Raw genomic sequence first — 26,646 nt, forward strand, 5'->3', positions numbered from 1 at the left:
TTCGCGAATTGCACCACTGGAAATCACTGCGCTGGATGGACGAATGATTGCGCAAAGCTCATGATCACCCGATCTCACTACAGGTCAATGCGTAGGCAGCTCCCGCAGCTACGCGCAATCCGGACCCGGAGTGATGCACCGGAATTTGCGTGATCGTTCCGCCTGTCATCCTGAACGACCTCTCCCGTCGTGTCAACGACGCGGCGTGGGCAGCTTCGACTTTAGGAAAAACCCCAAACGGAGACGGTGTGGGGACTGGATTGGAGTACTGTGCAGATTGGTAGCTGCTGGGCGGCACCCGAGGCCGTACTTCGAGTCCGGCTATTAAGCCGGCACCAAACGGCAGACAAGACTTCCTGAGAAGGGCTCGGTTTCTGTGCCGGTGTACGCCTGGCGATAGCCGTCATCGACCTCGCGCTGGAACAGCACGGCGCGCGCTGGACGTGCTCGACCTGCCCCCTGGTGGCCGAGGTGCACCAGGAGGCCCGCCGGTTCGCCCGCGACGGGCGGACGTTGCGACCCTGGGTCGCCCCGGCGGGCCGAGCAGTATCACACGACGTCACTGATCATTGCCGGGAATGGTTCACTGAAAGCTTGAGAGGCTGAATGGCTATGCCAGTTGATTCTGAGCAATTGCATGAAGTCAGGTCGTTCGACCCGTACGGCGCACATCGCGACGACCCGTATTCATTTCTGGCCGACATCGGAGAGACGGAACCGGTGTTCTACGCCCCTTTGCTCGGCGCGTGGTGCGTCACCCGGCGCGAGGACATGGTTGCCGTGCTGCGGGACGACCAGGGCTTCTCGGCGCGTGACCACAACCCTCGTCCCGCGGCCGCACTGCCCGAGGACGTGAGTCGGATGTTCCGCACCTGGCGCGGCGCTGATGCGGTGGCCGTCGGCTCACTCGACCCGCCCGAGCACGCCAGGGTCAGGGAAGTGCTCAACGCCGGGTTCACGCCGGCCAGGGTCAGAGCGTTCGAACCCACGATCCGTGCGATCGCCACCGACCTCGTCGAGCGTGCCGCGGTCTTGACGGAATTCGACTTCATCTCGGCGTTCGCCGTTCCGTACGCCCTCGAGGTGATCTGCCGGCGTCTCGGGGTCCCGGAGGATTACTACGACCGCTGCCGCACGTGGTCCGAGCAGCGCATCGAGCTCATGATGTCGCAGAGCAACGCCGATCCTGAGCGGCTGCGTGAATTCGCCCGCGGGCTGATGGACTTCGGAGCGTTCGCCCGTTCACTCGTGCAGGAGCGGCTGGCCGCACCGCAGGACGACCTGATCAGTGAGCTGCTCCACGACGGCAAGGCGGGCCGCACGCTCACCGCTGACGAGGTTTCCGTCCAGGTCCCCACCCTGATCTTCGCGGGACACATGACCTGTGCCGAGGCGCTCGGCACGATCCTCTACCAGCAGCTTCAGTCACCCGGCGGCTGGGCCGAGGTCGTCGACCGGACGATCGCCGTACGGGACCTCGTCGAGGAGGGGCTGCGGTTCGACAGCCCGCTGGCGGGCATGTACCGGACCGCGGTCCGTGACGTAGTGGTCGGTGGCGTCCACCTGGCCGCGGGGAGTCGGCTGCTTCTGCTGTACGGAGCGGCCGGCCGGGACAGCCGCTCTCGCGCATGTCCGGCCGCGTTCAGTCCGGACAGCCGGTCTGCCACGCATCTCGCGTTCGGGCACGGCATCCATTTCTGCCTCGGAGCCGGATTCGCCCGCGCGGAACTGGAGATCGCGGTAGAGGCCATCGCCACCAGGATGCCGGGTCTGACCCTGGCGCCAGGGCAGCCGCCACATCACCGGCCAGTGTTTCCGCTTCGGGCGTTGACCGAGTTGCGGGTACGGCAGTGAGGACGGGCATCCGGGCGGTCGTCGGGGATCTGGACGACACGCTGACCCCTGCGGTGAGGACCCTGGGTTCCACAGATCCGGATGCCGGCTAGCCCCAGCACGGTGTGACGGCCCGTCAGTTGAACTGGCGGGCCGTTTCGGCTTGTCGGACTGCTGATGGGCCGTGCGGCAGGTCCGGTGATGCAGGATGGACAAACAACGAGGCCCTCCGGAAATCGAGTTGAGACGTCAGACATCTCGCTCAACCGCCGGAGGGCCCTGTTCAGGAAGCGTCAGGAAGTACCTCGACCCCAGCCTTGCGCCATGAGACGCCGAGCTGAGAACCGGGGACGGCGCCCGCGGTCAGGCGCGGACCGCGGTCAGGAAGAGGTAGCCGCTCTCCGGGATGGCCCCGAACCTGCGCACGTTGTGGATGAGCGACTCGGCGTGCTCCTCGCCGACCAGGTCGGCCAGCTTGTCGCGGACAGTATCAAAGGCGTCGGCCATGAGCCCGAGGGTACGGATGACGTTGTCGGTGATGTCACGGATCTCCACGTCGACGAAACCGTTGGCGGCCAACGCCACCCGGTATTCGTCCACAGTGCCCAGGGAGCGCACCGCGTAGTTCTCGGAGATGTGGTCCAGGACCACGCGTCCCTCAGGGCTGATCGGGTCGCGCTGGATGACGTCGGCGATGGCGAGGCGGCCGCCGGGGCGCAGCACGCGGGCGGCCTCGGAGAGCACCTGGGCCCGGTCGGGCATGTGCCACATCGACTCGAACGCCCAGGCCGCGTCGAACGAGCCGTCGGGGAAGGGCATGTCCATCGCGTCCGCGAACTGGAACGTGGCCCGGTCGGCGAGCCCGGCCTCGGCGGCGAGTTCCGTGGCCTCCTCCACCTGGATGTGGCTGACGGTGATGCCCACCACGTTCACGTCACAAGTGCGGACGAGCCGCTGCGCGGGGTAGCCGATGCCGCAGCCGATGTCCAGGACCCGCTGGCCGGCCTGTGCGGCGAGACCAGAGATCATCAGGTCGGTCAGGCGGTCCGTGGCCACCTCGACGGAGCTGTCGTCGGCCTCGTTCTCCCAGTAGCCGTAGTGGATATTGGGGCCCCAGACGGAACCGTAGATCCGACCGAACCCGTCGTACACGTTGCGGACGTCGCTGTGAGCGGGAGACTGTCCGAGCGTCATGAGGAACTCCGTATCGTCGTGAAGGTGGCGGGAAGTCGGCGGCGGTTCAGCCGTACCGGCGGTGAGCCCGCGAATGATCGTGTTGGTACGCCACCGCAGATCCTGCGGGTCGACCGCGAGCCACAAGCCGGGGAACGCGTCGAGGAGATGGTTGGCGACACCTAGGCGGCAGTCACATCGAAAGGCGGGCGGAAACCCGCTGCGCTGGGCTGGGAAACCCCAGCCCAGCGCCTGCGTGATCTACTGACAACCACTGGTAACCAGTGCTGCCAGGTCAACAAACTGGCTGTCTGCTACTCTTCGCGCTCACTTACGCTCGAAGCGCAAGAAGCCCAGCTGCATGCCTCCTGCTTGCCATTCAGCGCAGAGCGCCTGGTTCGCCAGCAGAGATATCCTCAGGTTCCTGCGGTCAACTGCAGAGAGGCTGCTGTCGGTGTCCAGTACCGCCTTCGTCCAGGCGACACTCTCCTCCCAGAACGGCAGGGTCTCTGACGTGGCGTCGACCTCATCGACCAGTTCGAAGCCCGCAGCCTGCGCGGCTTCTGCGTAGTCGAGCACCGTGGCCGGCTTCGTGTAGAAGTATTCGGCCCACACATCGGCCCCGTGAGGGCGTGTGATGAACACTTCCTCGATGCACACACTCGCGCCCGGACGAAGCACCTGCGCCAGACGCTCGAACCACTGCGGACGGTTGAAGTATCCGCTGCTCTCGATCGCTACTGCTGCGTCATAGGGGCCGTCCAGGGGGAGATGCATCGCATCACAGACCAGGGTTCGGACCCGCTCGTCCACGCCGCATTCCCGCGCGAACTCGTTGACGATCGGCGCGTGTTCCGGCGCATTGGTGACCGCCGTGACGTCGGCGCCGTACTCCTGCGCCCAGAAGAGCGAGCCCCCGCCGAGACCGCAGCCGACGTCCAGGATTCGCCCCGACAGCCGGTTTTCAGCGCCCCAGATCTTGGCCGCGTACCGCAGCAGACCCTCTTGGTGGTCCCGGATGCTGCGGCGAATGGCATCCGGCGTCACATCGTCGGGATGCAGCGGCGTTTCAGCCGAAGGGTAGTGACCCACGTGGTAGTGAATCCTGGGGCCGGGCCCGTATTTGCGGACAAGCCTGGCTGTTTTGTCGTCGTAGTACTGGCCAACGATTCTTACCTCGTCCTGAGGCTCCAGCGCTGCCTGAGGCGAACTCGAAAGTTCATCCAGCAGATTTGACACGGTCACTCCTCCAGAGCTCTGATGCCGACGACATTGGCGAATGGCCTGCTTCGGTCGTTGCGCTGCGCTCGTCATGAATTTTGGCGAGGATACGTGGTTTAACGAGGATCGCCGGACCGGATTCCGTGGCTTGCGGCACGAGCAGCGCCTCGTTCGAAATGCAGGGCCGCTCTCACGATCCGGAATCCTGAGTCGCCCAAAATTGAGCGGCGGCAATTGGATGCCATCCTGGAGGACAGTCCTGGTCGTGTCAACGACGCGGCGTGAGCAGCTTCGACTTTAGGAAAAACCCCAAACGGAGACGGTGTGAGGACTGGATTGGAGTACTGTGCAGATGGGTAGCTGCTGGGCGGCACCCAAGGCCGTACTTCGAGTCCGGCTATTAAGCCGGCACCAAACGGCAGACAAGACTTCCCCAGAAGGGCCCGGTTTCTACCGACCGGCGTGGATGCCCTGTTCGGCAACGCAGGCCAGGCGTTTCAACGCAAACGTCATGGCACGGAACGGAGTGGGATGAGTGACGGTAAGCGGGTCCTGCTGGCCGAGCCACGGAGTTTGTGTGCCGGTGTACGCCGGGCGATAGCCATCATCGACCTCGCGCTGGAACAGCACGGCGCGCCGATCTACGTCCGCAAGGAGATCGTGCATAACCACTACGTGGTGCGCGAGTTCCAGCGCCGGGGAGTCCGGTTCGTCGATTCCGAGCAGGAGGTACCGGAGGGCGCGGTGTGTGTCTTCTCCGCGCACGGCGTCTCCCCGCAGGTGCGGCAGAACGCGGAGGCACGCGGGCTGGACGTGCTCGACGCGACCTGCCCCCTGGTGGCCAAGGTGCACCAGGAGGCCCGCCGGTTCGCCCGCGACGGGCGGACGTTGCTGCTGGTCGGGCATGCGGACCACGAGGAGGTCGAGGGCACCTACGGGCACGCTCCCGACCAGACGATCATCGTCGAGACGGTTGCCGACGCGGAGGCACTGGACCTTCCCTCCGACGCAGCAGTCGCCTACCTCACCCAGACCACGCTCTCGGTGGACGAGACCAGGGACATCATCGCCGTGCTCCAGGGCAGGTTCATCGACCTGCGCGGGCCCGCCACCGACGACATCTGTTACGCCAGCCAGAACCGCCAGGACGGCATCCGGGCCATCGTGGACCGCTGCGACCTGGTGCTGGTGGTCGGTTCGACCAACTCCAGCAACTCGATCCGGATGGTCGAGGTGGCGCGCAGGCTCGGCGGCAGGGCTGAACTGGTGCCGGACGTGACGCACTTCGACCCCACGTGGCTGGCCGGCGTGAGCACGGTCGGCGTGAGCGCCGGGGCGAGCGCGCCGGAGATCCTCGTCGACCAGCTGCTCGACCGGCTCGCCGAACTGGGTTACGCGGACACGTCCGTGGAACGGGTGGCGACCGAGGACATCGTGTTCTTCCCGCCCACGCGGCTGACCGGAGTGGCGGACGCGCCGTGACCGGTCGGGACCGATCGTCGGCCGAACCGGCATCGCGCCGGGCAGTCGGCCCGAACTGACCGAGTGGGCGGCCGCGGCCGCCCACCACGCCCGGTGAGGAGCACTGTTCGACATGGCGCTGCTGGAAACCGTGCGCGACCCGGCGCGGCTGCGTGAGTTGACCGCCGGGGAGCTGCGCGACCTCGCCGGGGAGATCCGCGCGTTCCTGATCGAGCGGGTCTCCGCGACCGGGGGACACCTCGGGCCCAACCTGGGTGTGGTCGAGCTGACCATCGCGTTGCACACGGTGTTCGAGTCCCCGCGGGACCGGTTGCTGTGGGACACCGGGCACCAGTCCTACGTGCACAAGATCCTCACGGGCCGCCAGGCCGGGTTCGACCGGCTGCGTAAGTCGGGCGGGCTCTCCGGCTACCCGAGCCGGGAGGAGTCCGAGCACGACCTGGTGGAGAACTCGCACGCGTCCACCGCGCTGTCCTACGCGGACGGGCTGGCCAGGGCGGACGCCCACCTCGGCCGACGCGACCGGGCGACCGTCGCGATCATCGGCGACGGCGCGATGACCGGCGGCATGGCCTGGGAGGCGCTCAACAACATCGCGGGCGGGCCGGAGCGGCCGCTCGTCATCGTGCTCAACGACAACCAACACTCCTACGCGCCGACCGTCGGCGGGGTGGCCGAGCACCTGGCCGACCTGCGCGCCGGGCGCGGGCCGGGCGTGTTCGAACAACTCGGGCTCGGTTACCTCGGCCCCGTCGACGGTCACGACCTCCCCGCCGTCCAGGACTCCCTGCGCCGCGCGGTCGCACTGGGCCGGCCGGTGGTGGTGCACGTGATCACCGCCAAGGGCAAGGGATACCGGCACACCGAGACCAATGACCTCGATCTCGGCCACGCCGTCAAACCGATGGACCCGTACACCGGGCAGGCACTGAAGGTATCGCCCCCGTCGTTCACGTCGGTGTTCGGCGAGAAGCTGGTCGAACTGGCCGAGCAGCGCAACGACCTCGTGGCGATCACGGCCGCGATGACCGAGCCGACCGGGCTCCTGCCGCTGCAGCGCAGGTTTCCGCACCGGGTGATCGACGTCGGCATCGCCGAGCAGCACGCGGTCACGATGGCCGCCGGGTTGTCCATGGGCGGTGTGCACCCGGTGGTGGCCATCTACTCCACGTTCGTCAACCGCGCGCTCGACCAACTGCTCATGGACGTCGCGCTGCACCGCCGCCCGGTGACGTTCGTCCTCGACCGGTCCGGGGTGACCGGCGACGACGGGCCGAGCCACAACGGCATGTGGGACCTGTCGGTGCTGCAGGTGGTGCCGGGGCTGCGGATCGCGGCGCCGCGGGACGGCACCAGGCTGGCCGAACTGCTGGCTGAGGCGGTGGCGTGGCACGAAGGTCCGACACTGCTGCGGTTCCCCAAAGGCCCCGCCGGTGAGGACCTGCCCGCCACCGCCACGTTCAACGGGATTGACGTGCTGCGCCGTTCCGGCCGGCTAGACGTGCTGATCATCGCGGTAGGTGCGCTGGCCGGCCTCGCGCTCACCGTCGCCGACGGTGGGCGGGCACAGGGCATCGGGGTGACGGTGGTGGACCCGAGATGGGTCACCCCGGTCAACCCCGCGCTGGCCGACCTGGCCCGCCGCCACCGGCTCGCGATCACGGTCGAGGACAACAGCCGCGCGGGTGGTGTCGGTTCCGCGATCGCGCAGGCGCTGCGGGACGCCGACGTGCACACCCCGCTGCGCGAGTTCGGCATCCCGAGGCGGTTCCTCAGCCATGGCACCAGGGCCGAGGTGCTCGCCGCCTGCGGGCTGACCGCGCAGAACATCACCAGGGTCGTGGTGGGGCTGCTGACCGGCCTCGACGCCGCACCGGCGTCAGCAGACATCGACGACCCCGGCACCTGGCCGGTTCATTCAGGGGAGGAACATTGACGACCATCGATTTGGGAATGCCCTTGCCACGCAAGGACGAGGTCTCCCTCTCGGTGGCCACGCGGCGGACCTCCCGCCAGATCATGGCGGGCACGAGGTGCCGGTTGGCGGCGTCGCGCCGGTGCCGGTGCAGTCGTGACCACCACGTCCACGGCCGACATCGACGCCCGTTGCAGCAGATCGCCGAGCCAGGTCACGGCTTGGCCCGCGCACTCGTGGCCGGTCAGCGTCTGACCTCCGACCTGGCCAGAAGGAGCGAGATAAAGTAAACGTCCGGGAAACATGACACAAAATGCAGTTCGTGCAGAACGTGCGGATTACGATCTCGCGAACCGCCGGGCATTAATCCACAGCTTCATGCGCAATGCGCGGGGGCCATGAATCTGTTCGCAGAATCTGGAGGACGAACGCCCTCGAAACCAACGCGACACGATTCGGCGCCTGCAGCTTGTCGGACATGACGCGGACGTGATAGTCGATGGTCTTCGAACTGAGGTATAACTCTCTCGAAAGTCGCCCGCTGGAGAAGCCGGCCGCAATGCCCTCCAGGATCCTGACCTGGACCGAGCTGAGAACGCAGCCGCCGACCGGCTGGGACACTTCACAGCCGTTCTGGTCATTACCCATGGCACTCGTCCGTTCCGTACGGCCCGGCTGGGACGAGATCGTAAGCGGAGCCCACAGTCGTGACAGGCGGCAGCTCGACGTCCGACTCGATCGAGAACCGCCGCACTTCCTGGGTCATGCCGGGTCCGTAAAACAAAAGGACGTCATCGCTCGAACGGACCTCGTGGGGTTCGCGTATCAGCTGGGCTTCCGGCCAGGAAGGGCAAATCGATCCGACGCCGTGAGGACCGGTCAAAGCTATTGATAATAACGTCGGCGAAAATTCTCCCGCCGGAGTAGTGTGGGTTTTCGGCACGACACTCTCCGTTCATGTCTAACGAGGGTGCATCGGAGCCTGTGGCGAGTTACTCCGACCTGAAATTCCTAACACTGCAAGATCATCCAGGCCGAGTGGCCCGTAGTGCTTCAAAATGGCTTCACCGGCTGTGAGCCGGGGGTTTGTCGGATGGTCAGCTTGCTCGGTGGTACTCGTTGATGAGGCCGGTGACGGCTTGTCGGCGTTCGATGCGGGCCGTCGGGATGGGGATGACGTTCGAGTCGTCGAACGGTGCGAGCTGGTTCCGGCCCTGGTGCGGAGACCTGGCCCGGGCGTCGTCGCCGTGGTCCAGCAGGTGTTCCAGCAGCTGTCCGACCGCCGGCCGCCGCGGGTCCCAGGCGTGCAGGCCGCGGGTCCCAGGCGTGCAGGCCGCGGGCCGCGGCGAGCACGGCGGCGGTGTCCGTGACCGGCCCCCCGAGCAGCAGCAGCAGGGCCGCTGGGCAGTTCCGCTCCAGCTGGGTCATGCGCACCACTTTCCGTACGTCTCATCTCTGTTGACCACTACCGGAAAGAACGTAGAGCCAGGGTCTGGCGGTTCATCCTGGCGGGCAGCCGGCGCCCCGGGTGATCGCCGGAACACCGGCCTGGCACCGCAGGGCGAGCCGGGGTAGCGGTGGGTAGCGGTCCAGCACGTCGTGCACCACATCCACCTCGCAGCCGTCACGGTACTGCCGGACGGCCGCCGGCCGCGGATGCGCCATGACGCCGTGCGCGCCCAGGTCCGTAGCCAGTTCTAGACCCCCTTCCAGGATCCGAACCGTCCTGGCAGGTCGGTCCACGCAGCAGGGGCGTTTCAAAGTCCCGGTGATCATGTGAGTCCGCTGGTCGTGGCGGTGCGAGGCGTGCGGGCCTGGCCGTCACGAATGCAACGAAGCTCCGGTTGAACGGGGTGACCTTGCCAAGTCGCCCTGAACCACCGGAGCTTCGATGTGTCGCCAGTCTGCCACCGTCTGCCGGACCAAGTCGCCCGCGGTGGACGGCGTGGCGGGATTGCCGCTCGTGGAGCGGTTGCGGGTGCTGCCCGATCCGCGACGGCGGCGCGAGGTGCGTCACCCGTTCGTGGCGGTACTGCTGGTTGCCGCCTCGGCGGTAGTCGCTGGCGCGCGCTCGTACGCGGCCATCGGCCAGTGGTCCGCAAACGCTCCGCAGCACGCCCTGGCCCGGCTTGGTGCCCGGGGCGTGGGGGCGTTGGGCGTGCGAGTCGCACCGAGTGCCGCCACGATCCGGCGCGTTGTCGGTCTGGTCTGCCCCGGCGGCCTGGCAGACCTGACCGGCGCTGATCCTGCCGGCTCGGACTCGGTGGCCGTCGACGGCAAGGCCGCCCGAGGCTCCCGGAACGGTGAGTTGCCTGCCGCCCACCTGCTGGCCGCGATGACCGGCGACGGCCGCACCGTCACCCAGCTGCGGGTTGCCGACAAGACCAATGAGATCACCTGCTTCGCCGCGCTGCTGGCGCCCTACGACCTGACCGGGGTCACTGTCACGGCCGACGCCCTGCACACCCAGCGCGCGCACGTGCGTTTCCTGGTGGAGGAGAAGAAGGCGCAAAAGGACGTCACCGCGCGCCGCTACGACCGCGAGATCGGCCACGGCCGCAGGGAGACCCGAGCGACTAGGGCCCTCACCGTCACTGATCTCGGCCTGGACTTCCCCCACGCCGCCCAGGCCGTACGCATCCTGCGCCACCGCACCGACCTCAAGACCGGCATGGTCAGCCGCCAGACGGTCTACGCGATCACGGACCTGACTTCGCATCAAGCGTCGCCCCAGCGCCTGGGCCAACTCGCCAGGTCACAGTGGACCATCGAGAACCGGCTCCACTTCGTCCGTGACACCACCTTCGCCGAGGACGCCTCGAAGATCCGTACCGGCCACGGCCCCGACAACATGGCGACCCTCCGCAACCTGGCGATCAACACCCTCCGCGCTGCATGGCACCTCAACATCGCCGCCGGCATCCGGCACGCCAGCCGGCGTCCAGGTGCACAGTAATGTCGTCGGGCAACGGTCCGAGGTCGTCCAGCAGGTCCAGGGTCGGCGCGAGTAGCGGGGAGTCGTGGCGGTTCGCTCCGGCCAGGACCCGGCCGAGCGGAATTCCGTAACCATCCGTCATGCCCGAACGTTTCAAGCCCTGTTTGCCGCGGTCGACCGGTGAGCGCCCGGCCACCTCACCGCCGATCGCAACACCCATGCACCCACGCTGGGGTACTGGCTGAACTGGCCGTGGCGGTCGCTCCCTGGGGCGGCCGAGGATCGCAGCAAGGAGTTCATCTGGGACTCGGTACAGGCCGAGGAGTGACGGTCGCCCTCTGGCGCGGCAGAGGATCGCAACTGGTCACTCAGCACCACCGCGCCGGCTGCACCCGGCGTTGGCGATCGCCCCCTGGGGCGGCCGAGGATCGCAACGGCAAGGTGTACGGGGGTGGCGCTGCCATGATTCAGTGTGGCGGTGGCCCTCCGGGGCGGCCGAGGATCGCAACGTCGATGAGACCGAAGCGTACGTGCAGGCCGCCGAGGTAGCGGTCGCTCTCCGGGGCGGCCGAGGATCGCAACACCCACAGGGTCTTGCCGCGCGGAGCCGCGATGTGCGTGGCGGTCGCTCTCCGGGGTGACCGAGGATCGCAACGTCCTGGACGAGGCAGCGGTGATCTGCCCGGTGCCGGTGGCGGTCGCTCTTCCGGGCGGCCGAGGATCGCAACGTGATGCCGCGCTGTCCGCGCACCCAGCGCCGGAGGGTGGCGGCGGTTGCCCTCCTGGGCGGCCAGGATCGCAGTTCCGGTGCGGTGCCGAGCTGGACCCTGAGACGAGAGTGGCGATCGCTCCCTGGATTAGCCGAGACCGAGTCGTGGGGACTCGCTGGGGACCACGCGTCGTTCACCACCGTCTCTGAGGTCCATTTCGGTGAACGAACAGCGCGGGCTGTCTACCGTCTGACGTGCAGCGATGGCTATGGCCGGGCGACTGGGGGTCAAGGGGTTGCGGGCGGTGGCCGTATCTAGAGGGATGTTCGGGTCTGGATCGTCGGGGGAGCTGATCTGGGGCGGACAGGTGCTTCGCTTGTGGAAGCAGGGTCACGTGAATCGCTTTGCTGAAAAATCCACTCCGGGATTGCCGTGCGACTTCCTTCGCCGCTGGCGTATTTGCTACCGAGAGGCGGCCCCGACGTGTGGAATGCTGCGCGTCGGGGCCGCCTCTTGATTCTGTCGAACTACCCGTTTCTGCTGCCTACTTGTTCAGATCGAACACTGCCGTGACCGGTGCGTGGTCGGACCAGCGCTCGGCGTGGGTCTCGGCGCGTTCGACGTAGGCCTCGACGCACTTCTTGGCGAGGTTTCCAGTAGTGACGATTAGGTCGATGCGCCAGCGGAACGACACCTTTTCGAAAAAGGTCCACCCGTTCGAGTGCAGCCTGTTCGAGGGTGCTCGCTGGCCTGGGCGGTAGGGGACCTCCTGTGAGCATCATGACGGCTTCGGTGCCGGTTCGGGCGGTGGTTGGTTCGCGTGTGTCGGACACGCACGGGGATGAGGGCAAGGTCTCGCACCTGGTGCAGGCGGAGTCGGCGACCCGGCACGCGGTCTCGAAGGAGTGGGAGATCGTCGGGTCGTTCGAGGACTTGGACGTCTCCGCGGAAATTACACCGTGGAAGCGTCCGGACCTGGGCCCGTGGCTCACCGATCGCCAGAGCGAGTGGGACGCGTTGGTGTGGGCCAAGGTCGACCGGGCGTTCCGCTCGGCCAAGGACTGCGCGGACGTGGCGCACTGGGCGGAGGAGAACCACAAGGTCCTGGTCTTCACCGACGACGGCATCACCCTCGACTACCGGCAGGGGCGGGAGTCGTCCTTCGGGAACGAGCTGGCGAAGGTCTTCCTGATGCTGGCGTCGATCTTCGCGGAGATGGAGCTCAAGCGGATCAAGGCTCGCGTCACGGCCGCGCACAAGCACCTGCGCAAGACGGACCGCTGGGCCGGCGGGCAGCCACCGTATGGGTACCGGATCGTCGACCGCCCTGGCGGTGGGCACACCCTGGAGCCGGACCCGGTCACCTCCGAGGCCGTCCGCTACATGGGCAAGCTTCTCCTGGAAGGGCAGAGCCAGTGGATGATCGCCACGGCCCTGGAGGCCGCCGGCTTCGACACCCCGGCGACCCACGCGTACAAGAACCAGGGCGACAGCTACACGAGCAAGCGCAAGGCGCCGCCGTCGAACCACTGGAACCCGACCAGCGTGGGGAAGATCCTGCGCTCGCCGGCGACGATGGGCCTGAAGCTGACCGGCCGCTCCGTGAAGGCGCGCAAGATCGCCCGCGACGCGAAGGGCCTGCCGATCCGGATGGCCAAGCCGCTGTTCATCGAGGGGGAGTGGGCTGTGGTCCAGGCCGCGATGGACGAGCGGTCGGTCACGAAGGAGCGCTCGAACGGTGCCTCGCCCTGGTTGGGTGTGCCGCACTGCGACCGCTGCGGTGACCGGTTCTACCGGCAGGTGAACCTCGCCAAGAATGGCAAGATCTACGAGTACTACCGCTGCACGAAGACGGCCGGCAAACCCGCCTGCAAGGGCCAGTCCGTCAAGGGCGAGCGCGTCACCGCCGCGATCAGCGTGCTGGTTGAGCGCCTGGCCGGGCTGGCGATGACGGTGCGCAGGTTCATCCCCGGCGAGGACCACACCGAACAGCTCAACCACGTCACCCAGGCCATGAAGGATCTCCGTGAGGAGAAGCGCCGCAACCTGTTCGACTACCCCGGCGGCGACGACGAGTACTCCGAAGCCCTCGAAACCCTCGTCGACGAACGCCGCCGCCTCTCCGCCCTCCCACAACGCCCCTCCGCCTGGGTCGAGGTCGATACCGGCGAGACCTTCGCGGATGCCTGGGCCCAGGCCGACCAGGAAAGGCGCCGCCAGCTCCTCCTCGGCCTCAAAGCCCGCCTCTACATGACACCCACCATCGAAGGCTGGTACCTACCCGCCGAACTCCAAGCACGAGTACCGAAGCTGGAGCGCACTGGCAGCTCGGCGTAGGCCGGGTGAAGTAGCCGACGGTGGCGTCGTCTAGGGTATCGACTTCAAGGTACTGGGCGTGGTTGGCCTGGCTGTCGATCGCGGCCTTGTAGCGGTCGAGTTCGGACTCGTCGTCCCCGAGGACAAACTGGACGTTGAACTTGCCCTCCTACAGGCCTTCCGGCGGTCGCGGGCTGCAGCCTTTCTTGCCGACGTTCTTGGCGTCGATCAGCGCCCCCGTCTGCCGGGCGGAAGCCGTCCGCCCACACCTTCTTGCTGTCCGCGCGGAGCACCCTCCGCTCCGGCTTGCTGGCGACCTGCACCTGGTAGGCGCGGCCGTCAGCAGTCCCGTAGTTCGCCGTGGAGACCGCAGGCTCAGGCAACTGCGCGGCCCTCGTCCAGCTCCGCGTCCATCGCGACGTACAGGGGGTGGAGGTGCCGTGGGCCATTGCGCCTCGCCGTATCGGTACGTCAGAGGGCGGTCCACTGTGCCAGTGCGGGCCAGGTCGCGATGGGGTACTCGGCCATCGCTTCGTCGCCTTCGCTAGCCCTGCTGTACCTGAGGGGTGTGACGGGGCCCAAGCCGCCTCGGCCCCGCTGCAGGCCGTCAAATTGGAGGCAATGAATAGTCCCTGATGCTTCCGCGATGATGGAGGTCAGCAGCGGTGCGAGCGTGACAGGCTCGGCGTCGGTGTCGAGAAGCAGCACTGTTCCGCCGACGACCGGGCCTTGTGTGAACACCTTGTCCGGGATCGGCTTGCCCGTGCCACGGAAGACGAGGACCTCTACCGCATACTTCGAGCCGTCGAACGTCATGGAAGCCGGAACTGCCAGGTCGAAGCTTCCGTATGACGTCGCGCGGTGCGCGAAGCGTCGAAGCAAAGCGTCGAGACGATCACGATCGGCGCGGCGCGCAGTTGCCCGGCCGTGGGCCAGGTCGTTGCGGATCGTGATGAACTCCCGGACGGACCGACGGGCAACCGAGTCCGGGGCCAGCCAGGAGAACAGCCGCTTGAAACCGGCGCCCGCGCCTGGAGCGTCAGCGAGCGCAGTGCACATGTCGAACCATGTGCCCATACTGGGGGCGGCGAGACGCTCGGGCGTGATCCCGCGCAGCGGTGCTGGCGGCGTGGTGGCCAGGCCGACCGTGGCTGCGAGACGGAGGATGGACTCGAGCGTGTGGAGCCCTTCGGCCAACTGCTTGTCAAGGTCGGTCGTCCGGATGTATCGGGCGATGCGGAAGGCGATCGGGGTCGGCAACCGGTTGCTGGCAGCGCTGAGGGCCTGCGCCAAGCGCTCTTCGAGGATGGTGACGCACCGGTCGAGCAGTTCTTCGCCGGCGTCCTCCTTGTAGATCCAGTCGGCCGCGCCAAGCCGCAATGCCTGCTTGAGCTGCGGCCCGGCGCCCTCTCCGGAGAGCACGAGGGCGGGAACGCGTTGCCCGCCCGTCTCGAACTGGCTGAGCAGCCACACGCCACCCCAGTCCTCAGGTGGCATCTTCATGTCCACCAGGGCGAGATCGAACGGTTGGGCGGTGAGCTCGTCGAGTGCAGTCTGGCCGTCACTGACGTAGCGCAGCCACGCTCCGGCTTTCCGCAGCGGTGCGCACAGGGTACGGGCCACATCGTGCTGGTCGTCGGCCACCAGGATGCGTACACCTGCGAGGGGTTGGGTCACTGCGTCTCCAGGTTCGTTGTCGCGGTGGGGAGAGTGACGAGCCAGGTGGTCCCCGACTCTGCAGGGAGAGCGGTCAGCTGTCCTCCCGCCCGAGTCACCAGTGCACGTGCCCCCAACAGGCCAAGCCCGTTGCCACCGGGCTTCGTGCTGCGGATCCGGTCGCCTGAAGCCAGCGCGGCGATGACCTCCTCCGGAAGCCCGGGACCGGTGTCCGCGACCTCGACGACCGCCTCGTACTCATCGGCCGTCCATTCCAGAGTGATGGCACCGCCGTCGGGCATGGCCTCGATCGCGTTGCCCACCAGGTTGTCGAGTACCGCGGTCAGCGCGCGTTGGTCCATCGCGACGTGGACTGAGCCGCTGGCAGGGGGGACCGACAGCTTGATCGACCCAGGTAGGCGTGAGAGGACGGTTGCGGCGTAGGAGCGCAGGAAGGGGCCGAGATCGAGAGTCTCGCTGCTTGTCCGCCCCAGGCTGGAGGTGGCTGCCCTGAGGCGCAGAGCCAAGGCATGGGCCTGGTCTAGGTGTCGGCTGGCCTGCAGTTGCTGCTCGAGCCGGGCAGTGAGACCTTCGGCCGGAGCGGAGGTAGCCAGACGCGCGGCGACGACCTGGTTCTTCAGGTCGTGGAGCAGGTCTGCCACCGAAGCCAGGTAGGGATCGGTGAGGGGTTGGAAGGAAGCGAGGGCAGCCCGGGTGATGGGTCCTGGATCGCGGGGAGCGTGTGCTCCGATGACGGTCACGTCGACACCGCTGCTAGTGGGTACGAGGGTCGTCGTCCTGGTGACGCTGGCCCACAGGGTGCATAGCCTGGCGACGGCGGCCTGGTCGAGCTCGCCACCAGAGGTGAATCGTAGCCGCAGTGGCCGTTGGCCGAGCAGTTCGACGGATGCCTTCGAGGCTGGTTTCACCACGAGGGCGGCGAGGGCGTCCAGGATGGCCCGTTCGCGGCCGGTCAGCCGAGCGGCGGGCACGCGCTCGCCCATGGCCACGTCCAGCCGTCCGCGATATAACATCCCCCAGTCGTCTACGAGTTCGTCGAGGGATTGCGCGGGGTCCTCGGTGCCGAGGCACCGGTAGATGTCACACAGCCGGACCAGCCTGTCGAGGTGGTTGCGACTCAGCGACGCGGGGTCCTGGATCTGCTCCAGAACTTCCATAACCTCTGCGAGTTCCACTTCGATGCCTCGGGACTGGCCGTCCGCCCTCTCGGCGTCACGGGCGGCCCGAAAGATCCCCTCGAAGTGGTGGATGTCCGCTTCGAAGTCCACCACCCGGGAGAGGAGTTGGTCGGCCTCGGTGGCCCAACCAACGAGAGCTTTGGGAGATCCGGCCCAGTGCAGGCCGAAGAACCGTCCCTCGATCCATCGGGGCAAGGGGATGCGATGGCCGGCCAGGACCGCGGCCTGATGGGTGAGGATGAATCGGCCTGCGGATTGGTCGCTATCGGAGGCAGCCATCAGTGATCGCGTAGGGTGGCGCTCCGCCAGCATGTCCACGACGTTCAGGACGACCTCGGACGCGGTGAACCGTGCCGCGGACTTGCCCAGATCCGCTGTGCCTTCGCGGGTCCTCGTGCTGATGCCAAGCGCCGAGCTGCTGAGCACGGCTGTGGCATGGTGACGCTTCTGATGGTCCAACCCAGACTGACGGAACTCGAAGCCAATCCGCAGCTGCATCCCGCTGATTGTGCGGTCGAGGAGCGATGCCGGATCGTACGGCGACGCCTCGACCGTGATGGTCCGCCACAGTGGGAACCACTCAAGCGGCCATTCTGATGCCAGAGAGGCCGGGAAGCGCTTCGCGATGAAGACGGCACCGATCACAGCTTGGAAGGCTGTTGCACCCACCTCCACGGAAGGTCCCTGGTTTGCCTCGCCTACCCCCAGCAGAAGTGCCGGCGCGAGACCGGACAGCCGTAGGGCGGAGTCATACGTCGTGTTCAGCACCGCGTCGAAGACGAACACGTCTGGAGGCGTTCGGGCTGCGCTCGCGGCTCGAACCAGATACTGCTCAAAGAGGAGCGCTTGGGATCCGATGTAGGCGAGCGCTTGATTGTCCCGTTGGTGCAACGGCGCGAGCTTGTGGCGGTGTTCGTAGGCCCAAGACGCGTGGGTGAGTGCCTGCCCGAGTAGGGGTCGGGCCGTCACCGGTAGTGAGAACAGGTCCTGCACCGTTCGCACTGCGGTGCGATGCGCCTCGGTTCCGGGAATCTCCCCCAGCACCACCTGCGGGGCCGGCCCGTCGCTGCGAACCTGTAGAACCTCAGGTAGATGCCTGGTGAGGAAGTCCAGGGCGGCGTTGCGTGTCGCCGCCTTCTTGCTGCTGGCCTCCCCAGTTCCTTGACGGCCCCTGCAGTCTGTTACGACGGCAGTGAAAACAGCGGCGTGATCCGGACCTTCGCGGTGGTACTCGTAGCTGATTGAGTCTCGGCCGCCGAGACGAACCTCGAGCTCCATCCTGGGCTCGGCGATCGACTGGGGATTACCGGTGTCGGAGACGAGACCCTCCAACAGCCCCTCAGCAACGCCTTCTGCACCGGCCAGGCACAGCATGCCGAGCAACTGGCGGAACATCGTCGCCACCGTGTTCGGGGGCAACGGGCGTCCCTTGAAGCTGGCTCCCGTCCGACACGAGCTCACCAACCATGCTTGATCCACCGCCCACCTTGGCAGTTGCGGGAAGATCTGCCCTACCTGTTTGGCCATTTGACCCGCGGTTGACGATGGGCGACGCTGATACGCCCGAATACTCGCCAGCCTCCCCAGATAGGCGGAGCCGAGCGCGTTGAGCGTATCCAGCAGCCCTTTCGTCACCCCTGGCAGATGCGTCGGGTGTTCGTATAGATAGGAAGGGTGGGTGAGGGCCGCGCCGACTGCCCGGCGGAATACCGGAGCCGGATCGCCGAGCCCGAGCTCCTCAAGCACGGCCAGCGCAGGCGAGACGTCATGCTGGCCGTCTGCCACGGCATACTCCAGAACGCCCAACGGGCGCCCGTTGGAAACGCGGGCCGAGCCCATGCTCATCCGTCCCCCACATCCTGAGCCGCGTGTCTCGTCTCGAAGCCGTCCCCTTCACGCAGGACAGTACCGGCGGCGGCTTCCGAGCGAGAGGCGATCAAGCAGATCTGCAGTTGTCGCGAGGGGCGGTGTCTCGTCCACAGCCGGGCGATGTGCGAGATCCGCCGGGTCGTCTCCGCCGCGCGACCCGGAACGGCTACGGTTGGCCGCCGGCTTCGGTACGACAGGACAACTGGCTTGGGTGCCGGCCGACAGGAGGATTCAGCTGCCGAAAATAATCGTTTGACAGTTCGAATATGACGTATTGTCAGACCCTCCCCCTAGCTTGGCCCTCGTGTCGGCCATCTACGGAAGGGGGCCCTGCCAGTGTTCTTCGAGGAACCGACTGCGGCCTACGAGAGCCTGACCGCACGGATGAAAGCACTGGCTGTGGTTCGCCCGATCGTCGGCCTCGACTCCAGCAAGGCAAAGACTGAGAGGGGCTGGCAAGGCTACCGGCTCGCAGAACTGGCTCTGGCGGCCGTCGACTTCGTAGCCCTGAGCAGCGACATGGGCACGATGGTTCGCCAGGATGCCGTGGCCAAGGAAGTCGCACGATACGCGGCTCTGCAGGTGCCCGAAGGGACAGAGAGCGAGCGTGAGGCCGTTGGTACGTGGATCACCGAGCGACTGATCAACGTCGAGGAGCGTGACCGTGCGTTCCGACAGCCCATCGGCACCCTCGACGAAGAAGGCTTCTCCGTAAGGGACTTCCCGTTCCAGATCCTCAGGGAAGTGCCCGACGAGGTCGGGCGTGCCGCACTGGTGGTGACCGAGGCCGCGATCAATGTCCTCCTCCACGCGATCGACATCGACGTCGCATCGGCGCAGATCGCGGCCGAGGCCCGACTGACTGCGATGCTGAAGCGGGCCCGCATCGAGGACGCGTTGCAGGCGGCACTGCACGCCCGCCGACAGAGCCTGCGCTACGCGAAGCAGCTCACCGACTGGAGGGCCGCCATGCAGCGCAGCGTACGCGCCATCAGCTGGGCGGACCAGGTCGACGAGGAGGTCGAACTCGCCCTCGAGCATGTCAAGGCGCGCTCCGATGCCGAGACTGCCATGCAGCATCGGGTGGGCGAGCTGCTCGCAATCACCGAGGACGAGCAGAAGCGCCAGCAGCTGATCGATCTGGACGCCGTGCTCGCCGACTGCCTCGACCGCCACGCGGGGCTCACCACCTTGCTGATGGAGCTCGGCTCGGAGTTCCGCCGACAGCAGGACCGGCAGGTGTTCGTCGTACCCGCGCTGCACACACGGGTCCACCTCGAGGACCAGCTGCTGCGGCCGGTCCTCGAGCTGCCGATAGACACTGCGATCGGGCCGCTGGCGGCCTTCGCCCGCGCGGCCTTCGGCTCCAAGCGCCCGCACGTGCTCTACCTCCCCGACTTCTTCGCCGCACTGTGCCGGGTCACCGAGATTCAGCCTTTGGAGCCGGTTGTGGTTCAAACCGATCATGAATGGGACGAATCAGCCGACGAACCTCTGTTCACCGCAGAACAGGAGCAGGACGTGGCAGACATGCTCGCCGGCGTGCCGGCGGCGGGGGTACGCCTGTCCTCGCTCCTGCAGCAAGCACGGCTCAACCCGCCAGGCGCTAGCCAGCGGTGGGGGACCGATCAGCTGGTCGCGCTACGTGTCCAGGAGCTCTTCCGCAACATCCCCGTCTCCCGGCTGGCCGAAGGGAGGGAGTCGGTTGTGGCGATCGACGACGGCGTGGAGCTGGATGACCAGCGGTTCGGAGGATCTGACTTCCTCGTGCTGAGCGTGCGGGCCGACCCGGCCAACGCCACGGGAAGTCCGCCCGCAGCCCGTCCTATTCCCTCGCCCCGCCGTCCCGGCGCCCCTGCACCCATGAAGGACCAGGTATGACGAACGATGACGTGGCGGACGCCACCCGCATGATCGCTATGGCCCTGGGCCGCGGCAGAGCGCCGGCACGATCGAGCGAGTACGCGAGACTCGTCCAGCGGTACCACCGAGACCCTGACTATGCCCGCATGGTGCACATGGCGGCGAAGGGCTTCGATCTCACGGTCCTGGGTGTCGACCACCGCTCAGGACTCATCCTGGGCACCACCGCGGAGAGCTCACTGTCCTTGTCGGTCACCGAGCTGGTGCCCAATACCGGGGACCGCCCGTTGTATCTGCTCGCCCAACTCGCCATCGCTACGCTCGCGTTCCCCCGGCCGCAGGACCTGGACGACGACGAGTTCGTGGGCCGTGTCACCGTCAGCGCCGTCGACGACTACGTGCGCGAACACGCTCTGGCGATCGAGCAGCGCATCAACGCGGCCGGTGAGGACCAGGACCCGCCGACCGGCCAACCGGGGCTGGAAGCCCTGTGGCGTGCGTACCTGCGGCGCAGCGCCACGGGCAGGACCAAGGGCGACAACGAGCCGTTCGGATCCAGCCGAAAGATCGTCGAGCGGGCGCTTAAGCACTTGGTCGATTACGGCTTCATGCACAAGGTGCCAGGCGATGGCGAGGGCACATACGTCACGCACGTGAAGTACCGCGTGCAGATCCGCGAGCTCGCAGCCGGCGAGATGCTCAAAGAACTCGCGGCTCTGGGCATCTCCCGCCTGCCGAGCAGTGACCTCGGAGACAAAACCGGTGATCCCGCCCCTCCAACGCCCGGCGCACCTGGTCCCACGCCCGCCGCAACCCTCGCCGACTGACCCCACGGGAGTCCACTGTGTACGAGTTGAACCGCGTCCTGCTGCGGAACTTCGGCCCTCGCGACGCCCGGTACGAGTGCGTCGACCTCGACCTGTCCGGGGTCGGAGAGCCGGTATCGACCGGCGCTCTGGTTCCCGACGCCGGCCACGTTCCCCATCGGCCCTCGCCCGCGAGCCTGGTGATGCTGCAGAACGGGGGTGGCAAGGGCGTGCTCCTCACCGCAATCATGTGCACGACCATCCCTTACCGTCACAAGGATCTCGAGGCGCTTCGCAAGTTCGTCGTCTCGCCCGCCCAGCCGTCGCACATCGTGATGGAGTGGGTGGACGTGCGCACCGGCCGGCTCCTGGTCACCGGTCAGGTCCTCGCGCCGGCAGCAGACAAGAACCTCAGCAGGCTCTTCTACAGCTTCCAGCCCGGAGCGGCCCTCACCGCGGATCGCCTGCCATTCCACCATGACGGCACCTGGCTCTCCTTCGACGACTTCTGCACCGAGCTGCGGGACCTCAGGGCCCGCCATGAAGGACTGGGCCTGCGGGAGGAGGCTGGCCAGAAGGAGTGGGAAGCCCACCAGAGCAGCCTCGGCCTCGAACCCGACCTGTTCAACGTCCAGCGCGCGATGAACGCTACCGAGAGCGGTGCCGCCAACGCGTTCACTACGACCACGTCCGGTGCCTTCGTGGAGTGGCTCCTCACGAAGGCTTCCGACGCTTCCGATTACGACGCGGTCGGCAAGATGTTCGCCGGGTACGCGGGGGCAGTCTCGCAGTACCAGCTTTGGCAGAAGGAGCGCGCGTTCGCCCTCGAGATGCAGCGCCAGTGCCAACAGGTCGACGACGCCCACACGGCACAACTTTCGCAGGCGGCACAGGCAGCACAAGCCTCGACGAACCTCGTGGCGCTGGCTTCGACACTCCTGGCCAGGGACAGGCAACTGGCCTGTGAGGTCGAGCTTTGCAGTACCGCCTACGAGGAGGCGGATGTCGAGAACCGGACGAGACTGGGCGCACAGGACGCGGCCGACCGCGTGCTGCGACACGTCCAATGGCACAGCCTCCGGCTGGATCTGGCCGACCTGGAAGCCAGGCGGACGGATGCCGAGGCGAGGAGGCTCGAAGTCGAACAGGAACGCGACGGCTGGACCCAAGTTCCGCTGGCCCTGGCCCTCGCGGCTGCCCGCCATGCCTTCGACAGTACCCAGCTCGACCTGACCCGGGCCGAAGGGGCCATCGCGCCCTATGCGAGGGCCGCCGATGACGCCGCAGCCCGGCTGAGGATCAGCCTGCGGCTGGCAGAAGAGGCCGCCCGTAAGAAGATCCGCGACTTGCAGGAGGCCACGCGCGCCAGCGGGATCGACGTCAGCCAGTGGCGCGCCCGCATGGGCGACCTGCGCAAGCTCGACGGTGTCGCGGAGGGCGAGACGGCGAACCTCAGCTCGCTCGTCGCCGAATTCGAAGCCGCCCTCCAGCGGGCGCGCGAATCGCGGGACGTGCTGGCCGGAGAGACGGCGGCGGACGCAGCTGCCCGCTCCCGTACGGCGGAAAGGGACCTGGGGGATCAGGCCGACGATGCGAAAGCAGCTGTCGATGACGCGAAGATGAGGGCTTCCCGTGCCCGGGTGGAACTGTCCACCGCCGATGCCGCCGCGTCCGCGGCCAGCAATGCTGCAGACAACGCGAACGCTGTGATCGACAGGCTCCGGACCAGGGCGCGGCACATCCAGCGCGATCCCCTCAGCTCAGAGCTGCTGGAGACAGAACTCGACGCGACCGGCGATGATGCCTTGACCTGGATCGCCGTTGCGGCAGGGCCGCTGCACGACGTCGCCAGCCGCCGCCATGCAGCCCTGGAAGGAGCCCTCACAGCTCAACGGCGCAAGCTGGACAGAGACCAGGAGTACCTGACCGCCCTGGACACCAGTGCCGGACTGCTGCCCGCGCGCACTCACGTCCGCGAGGTCTGCGACGCCTTGCTCGGGCACGGAGTCGCTGCACATCCCGGATGGATCTGGATGCGCGACAACCTGCCGACCGACCTCCACGCCCGGGCAGTGTCCGATCACCCCGACCTGGTGGACGGAGTGATCGTCACCGACGAGTTCGCGCTGGAGAAGGCGCGCCAGTTCCTGGAAGAGCTCCGCCCACTGCCGGCAGCGGCCGTGGCCATCGGAACCGGCAACCGCTTCGCCAACACGGCCCCCAGCGACCAGGCGGGGCGCACCGTGGTGGAGCCCACACCCGCCATGCACGATGAACTGGCCGCTGCACGCGAGCGGGAGATCGTCGAGACGCGTATCCGGGAGACCTCCGAGGAAATCCAGCAGCAGGAGACACGCCGAACGGCAACGGCACGACTCCTTGCCGCCCTGGACCACTGGCAGGACGAGATCGGAGAGCTTCCCCTTGACGTACGCCTTGAGGAACTGAGCAGCCTTCAGGCCGCCTCTGGAGCCGCCAGGGAAGCAGCCGACGCGGCCTCCGACCGAGCACAGGAACTCGAACTTGCCCTGGGCGAGACCGAGTCGCAACGCGATAACGTCCTCGCCCAGTGGGCAGCCCAGCAAAGGACGGCAGACGACCTGGAGCGGCTGGCCGACAGCGAGGCCGAGGCCGGCCGTGCCGCCGACCGGATCGCCGAACTCGAACGCCAGACCACACTGCGGCTCGCCGAGTTCGGCAAGCTGGAAGCAGCCTGCTCCGCAGCGGAGGACGAGAACCTTCGCCGTGCCCGCCTCATCGAGAACCACGAACAGGAGGCGGCCAGACACAGCGGGGAGCTGGAGGTGATCACGGCCACCGACGAGGCCGAACGCCGCCAGGCACAGGCTGGCGTGCTCGCCCCCCTGCCCGTGCTGCGACAGCAGTACCAGCAAGCCGCCTCCGATCTACACGCCCGTGAGGTCGGTGACGACCTTCGCGAGCGCGCGCGGACTGCCGAGGCCGACCTCCAGACCTGCCAGGCCCTCTGGAAGAAGGTCCCGCCCTCTGTACAAGATCGAGCACAGGTCCTCGCGCAGGACACACGTGCGGACGGTGCCATCCAGCGAGATGCCCTCGTGCGCAGTATGACCGAGCAGACCACGCGACTGCAGACCGACGAAAGCCTTCTCAACTCGGAGCGCGCCCGTGTCCAACTGCAGCTCGAGCAAGCCCAACCGGCAGAGGGCCAAGCCTTTCTGGAAGAGGAGGCCGCACAGGAGTGGACCCCGCATGACCGGGCCCAGGCCCAGAAGCTGCTGGAGACAGCCGGAGATTTGAAGAGCAGCGCGGACCGGGCAGCGCGGACGGCCGGGGACTCCTTCGATGCCGCGGGCCGCGCCAAGAAGCAGGCTGAGCGTAGCCGCACCGCCCTTGCCCCGGTCCTTGCACTCTTCGAGGCGGCGATCAAGGGCATGCCCATCGATCAGGAGGCCGCACCCTACCCTGGATCACTCGAAGGCGCCGAGTCCAAAGCCCGAGAAGCCGTGAGCCTCCACACGACAACCCACAAGCAGCAGGGCGCTGCCGACCGAGCTGTCGAAGGAGCCGTAGCCGATCTGAAGGACGCCGTCTCCAACGTCGCCTACCACGACCTCGACATTCCCCTGCGCGCACAGATTTCCGCCCTAGACGGACGAATGATCCCTCCCCTGGCCGCCGATTTCGTCACCGCTCTCACTGAACGCGCCGCTGTCCTGGCCTCCCAGCTGAACGGAGTCGAGCAAGTACGCGAAGCCCTGGTCCTCCAACTGGCAGGTCGTGTCTCCGAAGAGCTCAAGAAGCTCGACCGCGCCAGCGCCTTCTCCGTCTTCCCCGACGACGCCGGCCCATGGTCGAACCAGCGCTTCCTGACGATCAAGTACCAGCCGCCGGAGCAGCCCCTGCTCCATGGACTTGTCCGCGAAGCAGTCCAGACCATGGCCACTGCCCCCAACGCCGGTGGGCTCAAGGGAATCGACGTCGTCATGCGCTGCCTCCACCGCGCCGTCCCACGAGGCTTCACCGCCAAGGTGATCAAACCAACTGCCTCGCGCACCATCGAGCACGTGCCCGTGGAAGACATGAAAACGATCTTCTCAGGTGGCCAAGAACTCACCGGAGCCATCCTCCTGTACTGCGCGCTGGCCGCCCTGCGAACCTCACCAGGCCCGCGTAGCCGCACTCGGCACGGCGGCCTCCTCATGCTGGACAACCCCATCGGCCGCGCCAACGCGGACTACCTCATGCAGATCCAGCAGGAGATGGCCACAGCACTCGGTATCCAGCTGCTCTACACCACCGGACTCAGCGACGACAACGCCACCCTGCGGTTCCCCCTGCGCATCCAACTGCGCAACGACACGGAAGCCCGAAGCGGACTGTCCCTCGTCCGCATCGACGAACGCGTGCGCGCATCCCTGCTCCCCAGGCCACGGGTCACACCCGATCCCGAGGCCCCCGAACCCGCCGGCTACCTGAGCGCCGCCCGGCTCTACACCAAGACCGAGGCCGGACAATGACCACGCCACACGACGGCCCGGTGCCACCCTTGTCTCCAGCCGCCACCAGGCTCAACGACACCCTGCAAGCCAGGACCCCCGGCAGCGGCACGCTCTCTCGCACAGCCCTGACGGAGGCATTCGCCTCTGCTCTACCGGGTCTGTCCCACAGCGGCAACAGCCGCCAAAGCCTCGCCACCCTGCTCATCGAGCTTGCCGACGCGCAACTCCTCACCCTGCCCTCCAACCCGGCGAAGTGGGACGCCGGGCGCCCCCCACTGCCCGACGCCGTCCGCATCGTCCGGCACCACCCGGCCCCCTCGGCCCCCCGAGATGCGCGGTCATGGAGACCAGAGCTCAGCTGGGTATCGACCGCGCGCGTCACCACCACACAGACGAACATCCTGACCGCGATCAACCGGTGGTTTCGGGACACGAGTAGCACAGCGCAGGCCCGCCGCCCCCTGTCCCTGCGCGAACGATCCCACGAGATCTTCAACGACGAGAAGCGCCTTGACAGCCTCATCGGCGGAGCGCTCTTCGGCCCGGGCCGACTCGACCTCGACCAGCTCGCGACCTACCGGGAAGCCCCACCGCTCGCCTACCGACACCTCGGAGACGGCGACACCATACTCGTGATCGAGAACAGCGATACCTTCGCCACCCTGCGCCACCTGCTCCAACGCGAGCCCGGACGGATCGGCTACATCGCATTCGGCGCCGGCCGCGCCTTCGAAGCGACCGTTGCCAGCATCACCGAACTCCCGCAGATCCACCGCATCCTCTACTACGGAGATCTCGACGCGGACGGCCTGTCCATCCCGGCCAGGGCCTCCATTACCGCAACGCTCCTGGGCCTACCGCCCGTTGAACCAGCAGAAGGCTGCTACCAGCTCCTCCTCACCCGCCCTCGCAACACCGCACTCGAGATCGATCCGAGCCGCGCCCGGCTGCTCGTGGAGTGGCTACCACCCGCCTTGCAAGATCAAGCCCTCGCCATGCTCACGGCAGGCGACCGCGTCGCCCAGGAAGCCGCAAACCAGAACCACCACCTCGAAGACACTCAGTGGCTCACCATCCGGGAGTTGGCACCAACGACCTCCCGCCCACACTCCGAGCCTCCCCCACGAGGCGCGGGCGGCAACAACTCTTCGGTCGCGTCCTGAGGCGCCGCACGGTCTCGTCGAGGC

Annotated in this window: 15 protein-coding genes and 1 pseudogene; 9 read left to right on the top strand and 7 right to left on the bottom strand. The window is 67.2% G+C overall.

The genetic code is table 11. The features are described from left to right. Positions 1 to 633 precede the first annotated feature (633 nt). On the top strand, positions 634 to 1,854 hold the full coding sequence (locus ACFV0O_RS13160) for a cytochrome P450 (RefSeq protein ID WP_380340427.1): 1,221 nt from the start codon (positions 634 to 636) through the stop codon (positions 1,852 to 1,854). Positions 1,855 to 2,196: 342 nt separating this feature from the next. Here the strand turns inward: ACFV0O_RS13160 and ACFV0O_RS13165 are convergent, their stop codons facing one another. Both ACFV0O_RS13165 and ACFV0O_RS13170 read right to left on the bottom strand, forming a co-directional pair. Beyond that, on the bottom strand, positions 2,197 to 3,027 hold the full coding sequence (locus ACFV0O_RS13165) for a methyltransferase domain-containing protein (RefSeq protein ID WP_380340430.1): 831 nt from the start codon (positions 3,025 to 3,027) through the stop codon (positions 2,197 to 2,199). Positions 3,028 to 3,333: 306 nt separating this feature from the next. After that, positions 3,334 to 4,245, bottom strand: coding sequence for an SAM-dependent methyltransferase (locus ACFV0O_RS13170; RefSeq protein WP_380340433.1), 912 nt, complete (start codon positions 4,243 to 4,245; stop codon positions 3,334 to 3,336). A 513-nt stretch (positions 4,246 to 4,758) separates the two neighbouring features. On the opposite strand from ACFV0O_RS13170, the gene ispH reads away from it, so the two are divergent. Beyond that, the gene (gene ispH / locus ACFV0O_RS13175) at positions 4,759 to 5,709 is read left to right on the top strand and encodes a 4-hydroxy-3-methylbut-2-enyl diphosphate reductase (RefSeq protein WP_380340435.1); all 951 of its coding nucleotides are present in this window, start codon (positions 4,759 to 4,761) and stop codon (positions 5,707 to 5,709) included. Positions 5,710 to 5,821: 112 nt separating this feature from the next. Continuing rightward, the gene (locus ACFV0O_RS13180; RefSeq protein ID WP_380340438.1) at positions 5,822 to 7,645 is read left to right on the top strand and encodes a 1-deoxy-D-xylulose-5-phosphate synthase; all 1,824 of its coding nucleotides are present in this window, start codon (positions 5,822 to 5,824) and stop codon (positions 7,643 to 7,645) included. A 342-nt stretch (positions 7,646 to 7,987) separates the two neighbouring features. Here the strand turns inward: ACFV0O_RS13180 and ACFV0O_RS13185 are convergent, their stop codons facing one another. Next, on the bottom strand, positions 7,988 to 8,272 hold the full coding sequence (locus ACFV0O_RS13185) for a LuxR C-terminal-related transcriptional regulator (RefSeq protein WP_380340441.1): 285 nt from the start codon (positions 8,270 to 8,272) through the stop codon (positions 7,988 to 7,990). A 1,288-nt stretch (positions 8,273 to 9,560) separates the two neighbouring features. On the opposite strand from ACFV0O_RS13185, the gene ACFV0O_RS13190 reads away from it, so the two are divergent. Then, on the top strand, positions 9,561 to 10,580 hold the full coding sequence (locus ACFV0O_RS13190) for an ISAs1 family transposase (protein ID WP_380340444.1): 1,020 nt from the start codon (positions 9,561 to 9,563) through the stop codon (positions 10,578 to 10,580). Here ACFV0O_RS13190 and ACFV0O_RS13195 read toward each other — a convergent pair. Both ACFV0O_RS13195 and ACFV0O_RS13200 read right to left on the bottom strand, forming a co-directional pair. After that, a pseudogene (locus tag ACFV0O_RS13195) lies at positions 10,555 to 10,785 on the bottom strand (IS5/IS1182 family transposase); the annotation flags it as partial. The gene ACFV0O_RS13190 and the pseudogene ACFV0O_RS13195 overlap by 26 nt on opposite strands. A 1,028-nt stretch (positions 10,786 to 11,813) precedes the next feature. Further along, positions 11,814 to 11,963, bottom strand: coding sequence for a hypothetical protein (locus ACFV0O_RS13200; RefSeq protein ID WP_380340447.1), 150 nt, complete (start codon positions 11,961 to 11,963; stop codon positions 11,814 to 11,816). A 128-nt stretch (positions 11,964 to 12,091) separates the two neighbouring features. On the opposite strand from ACFV0O_RS13200, the gene ACFV0O_RS13205 reads away from it, so the two are divergent. Then, the gene (locus tag ACFV0O_RS13205; protein ID WP_380340449.1) at positions 12,092 to 13,606 is read left to right on the top strand and encodes a recombinase family protein; all 1,515 of its coding nucleotides are present in this window, start codon (positions 12,092 to 12,094) and stop codon (positions 13,604 to 13,606) included. Positions 13,607 to 14,056: 450 nt separating this feature from the next. Here ACFV0O_RS13205 and ACFV0O_RS13210 read toward each other — a convergent pair whose 3' ends face one another. Then, positions 14,057 to 15,229, bottom strand: coding sequence for a two-component system response regulator (locus ACFV0O_RS13210; RefSeq protein WP_380340451.1), 1,173 nt, complete (start codon positions 15,227 to 15,229; stop codon positions 14,057 to 14,059). A 29-nt stretch (positions 15,230 to 15,258) separates the two neighbouring features. Continuing rightward, the gene (locus tag ACFV0O_RS13215; RefSeq protein WP_380340454.1) at positions 15,259 to 18,285 is read right to left on the bottom strand and encodes an ATP-binding protein; all 3,027 of its coding nucleotides are present in this window, start codon (positions 18,283 to 18,285) and stop codon (positions 15,259 to 15,261) included. A 360-nt stretch (positions 18,286 to 18,645) separates the two neighbouring features. Between ACFV0O_RS13215 and ACFV0O_RS13220 the strand changes: the two genes are divergently transcribed. Genes ACFV0O_RS13220 through ACFV0O_RS13235 form a run of 4 tightly spaced genes read left to right on the top strand, consistent with a single transcriptional unit; the run spans position 18,646 to position 26,622 of the window. After that, positions 18,646 to 20,190 (top strand): hypothetical protein, encoded by a 1,545-nt coding sequence (locus tag ACFV0O_RS13220; protein WP_380340457.1) that lies wholly within the window; start codon positions 18,646 to 18,648, stop codon positions 20,188 to 20,190. Further along, the gene (locus ACFV0O_RS13225; protein WP_380340460.1) at positions 20,187 to 20,999 is read left to right on the top strand and encodes a hypothetical protein; all 813 of its coding nucleotides are present in this window, start codon (positions 20,187 to 20,189) and stop codon (positions 20,997 to 20,999) included. Before ACFV0O_RS13220 ends, ACFV0O_RS13225 begins: the two co-directional genes overlap by 4 nt. A gap of 17 nt (positions 21,000 to 21,016) precedes the next feature. After that, positions 21,017 to 25,477 (top strand): hypothetical protein, encoded by a 4,461-nt coding sequence (locus ACFV0O_RS13230; protein WP_380340462.1) that lies wholly within the window; start codon positions 21,017 to 21,019, stop codon positions 25,475 to 25,477. Next, the gene (locus ACFV0O_RS13235; protein WP_380340465.1) at positions 25,474 to 26,622 is read left to right on the top strand and encodes a Wadjet anti-phage system protein JetD domain-containing protein; all 1,149 of its coding nucleotides are present in this window, start codon (positions 25,474 to 25,476) and stop codon (positions 26,620 to 26,622) included. The genes ACFV0O_RS13230 and ACFV0O_RS13235 overlap by 4 nt, the downstream gene beginning before the upstream one ends. The last annotated feature ends 24 nt before the right edge of the window (positions 26,623 to 26,646 follow it).

It is taken from the genome of Kitasatospora sp. NPDC059577, assembly GCF_042735475.1.
Classification (GTDB): domain Bacteria; phylum Actinomycetota; class Actinomycetes; order Streptomycetales; family Streptomycetaceae; genus Kitasatospora.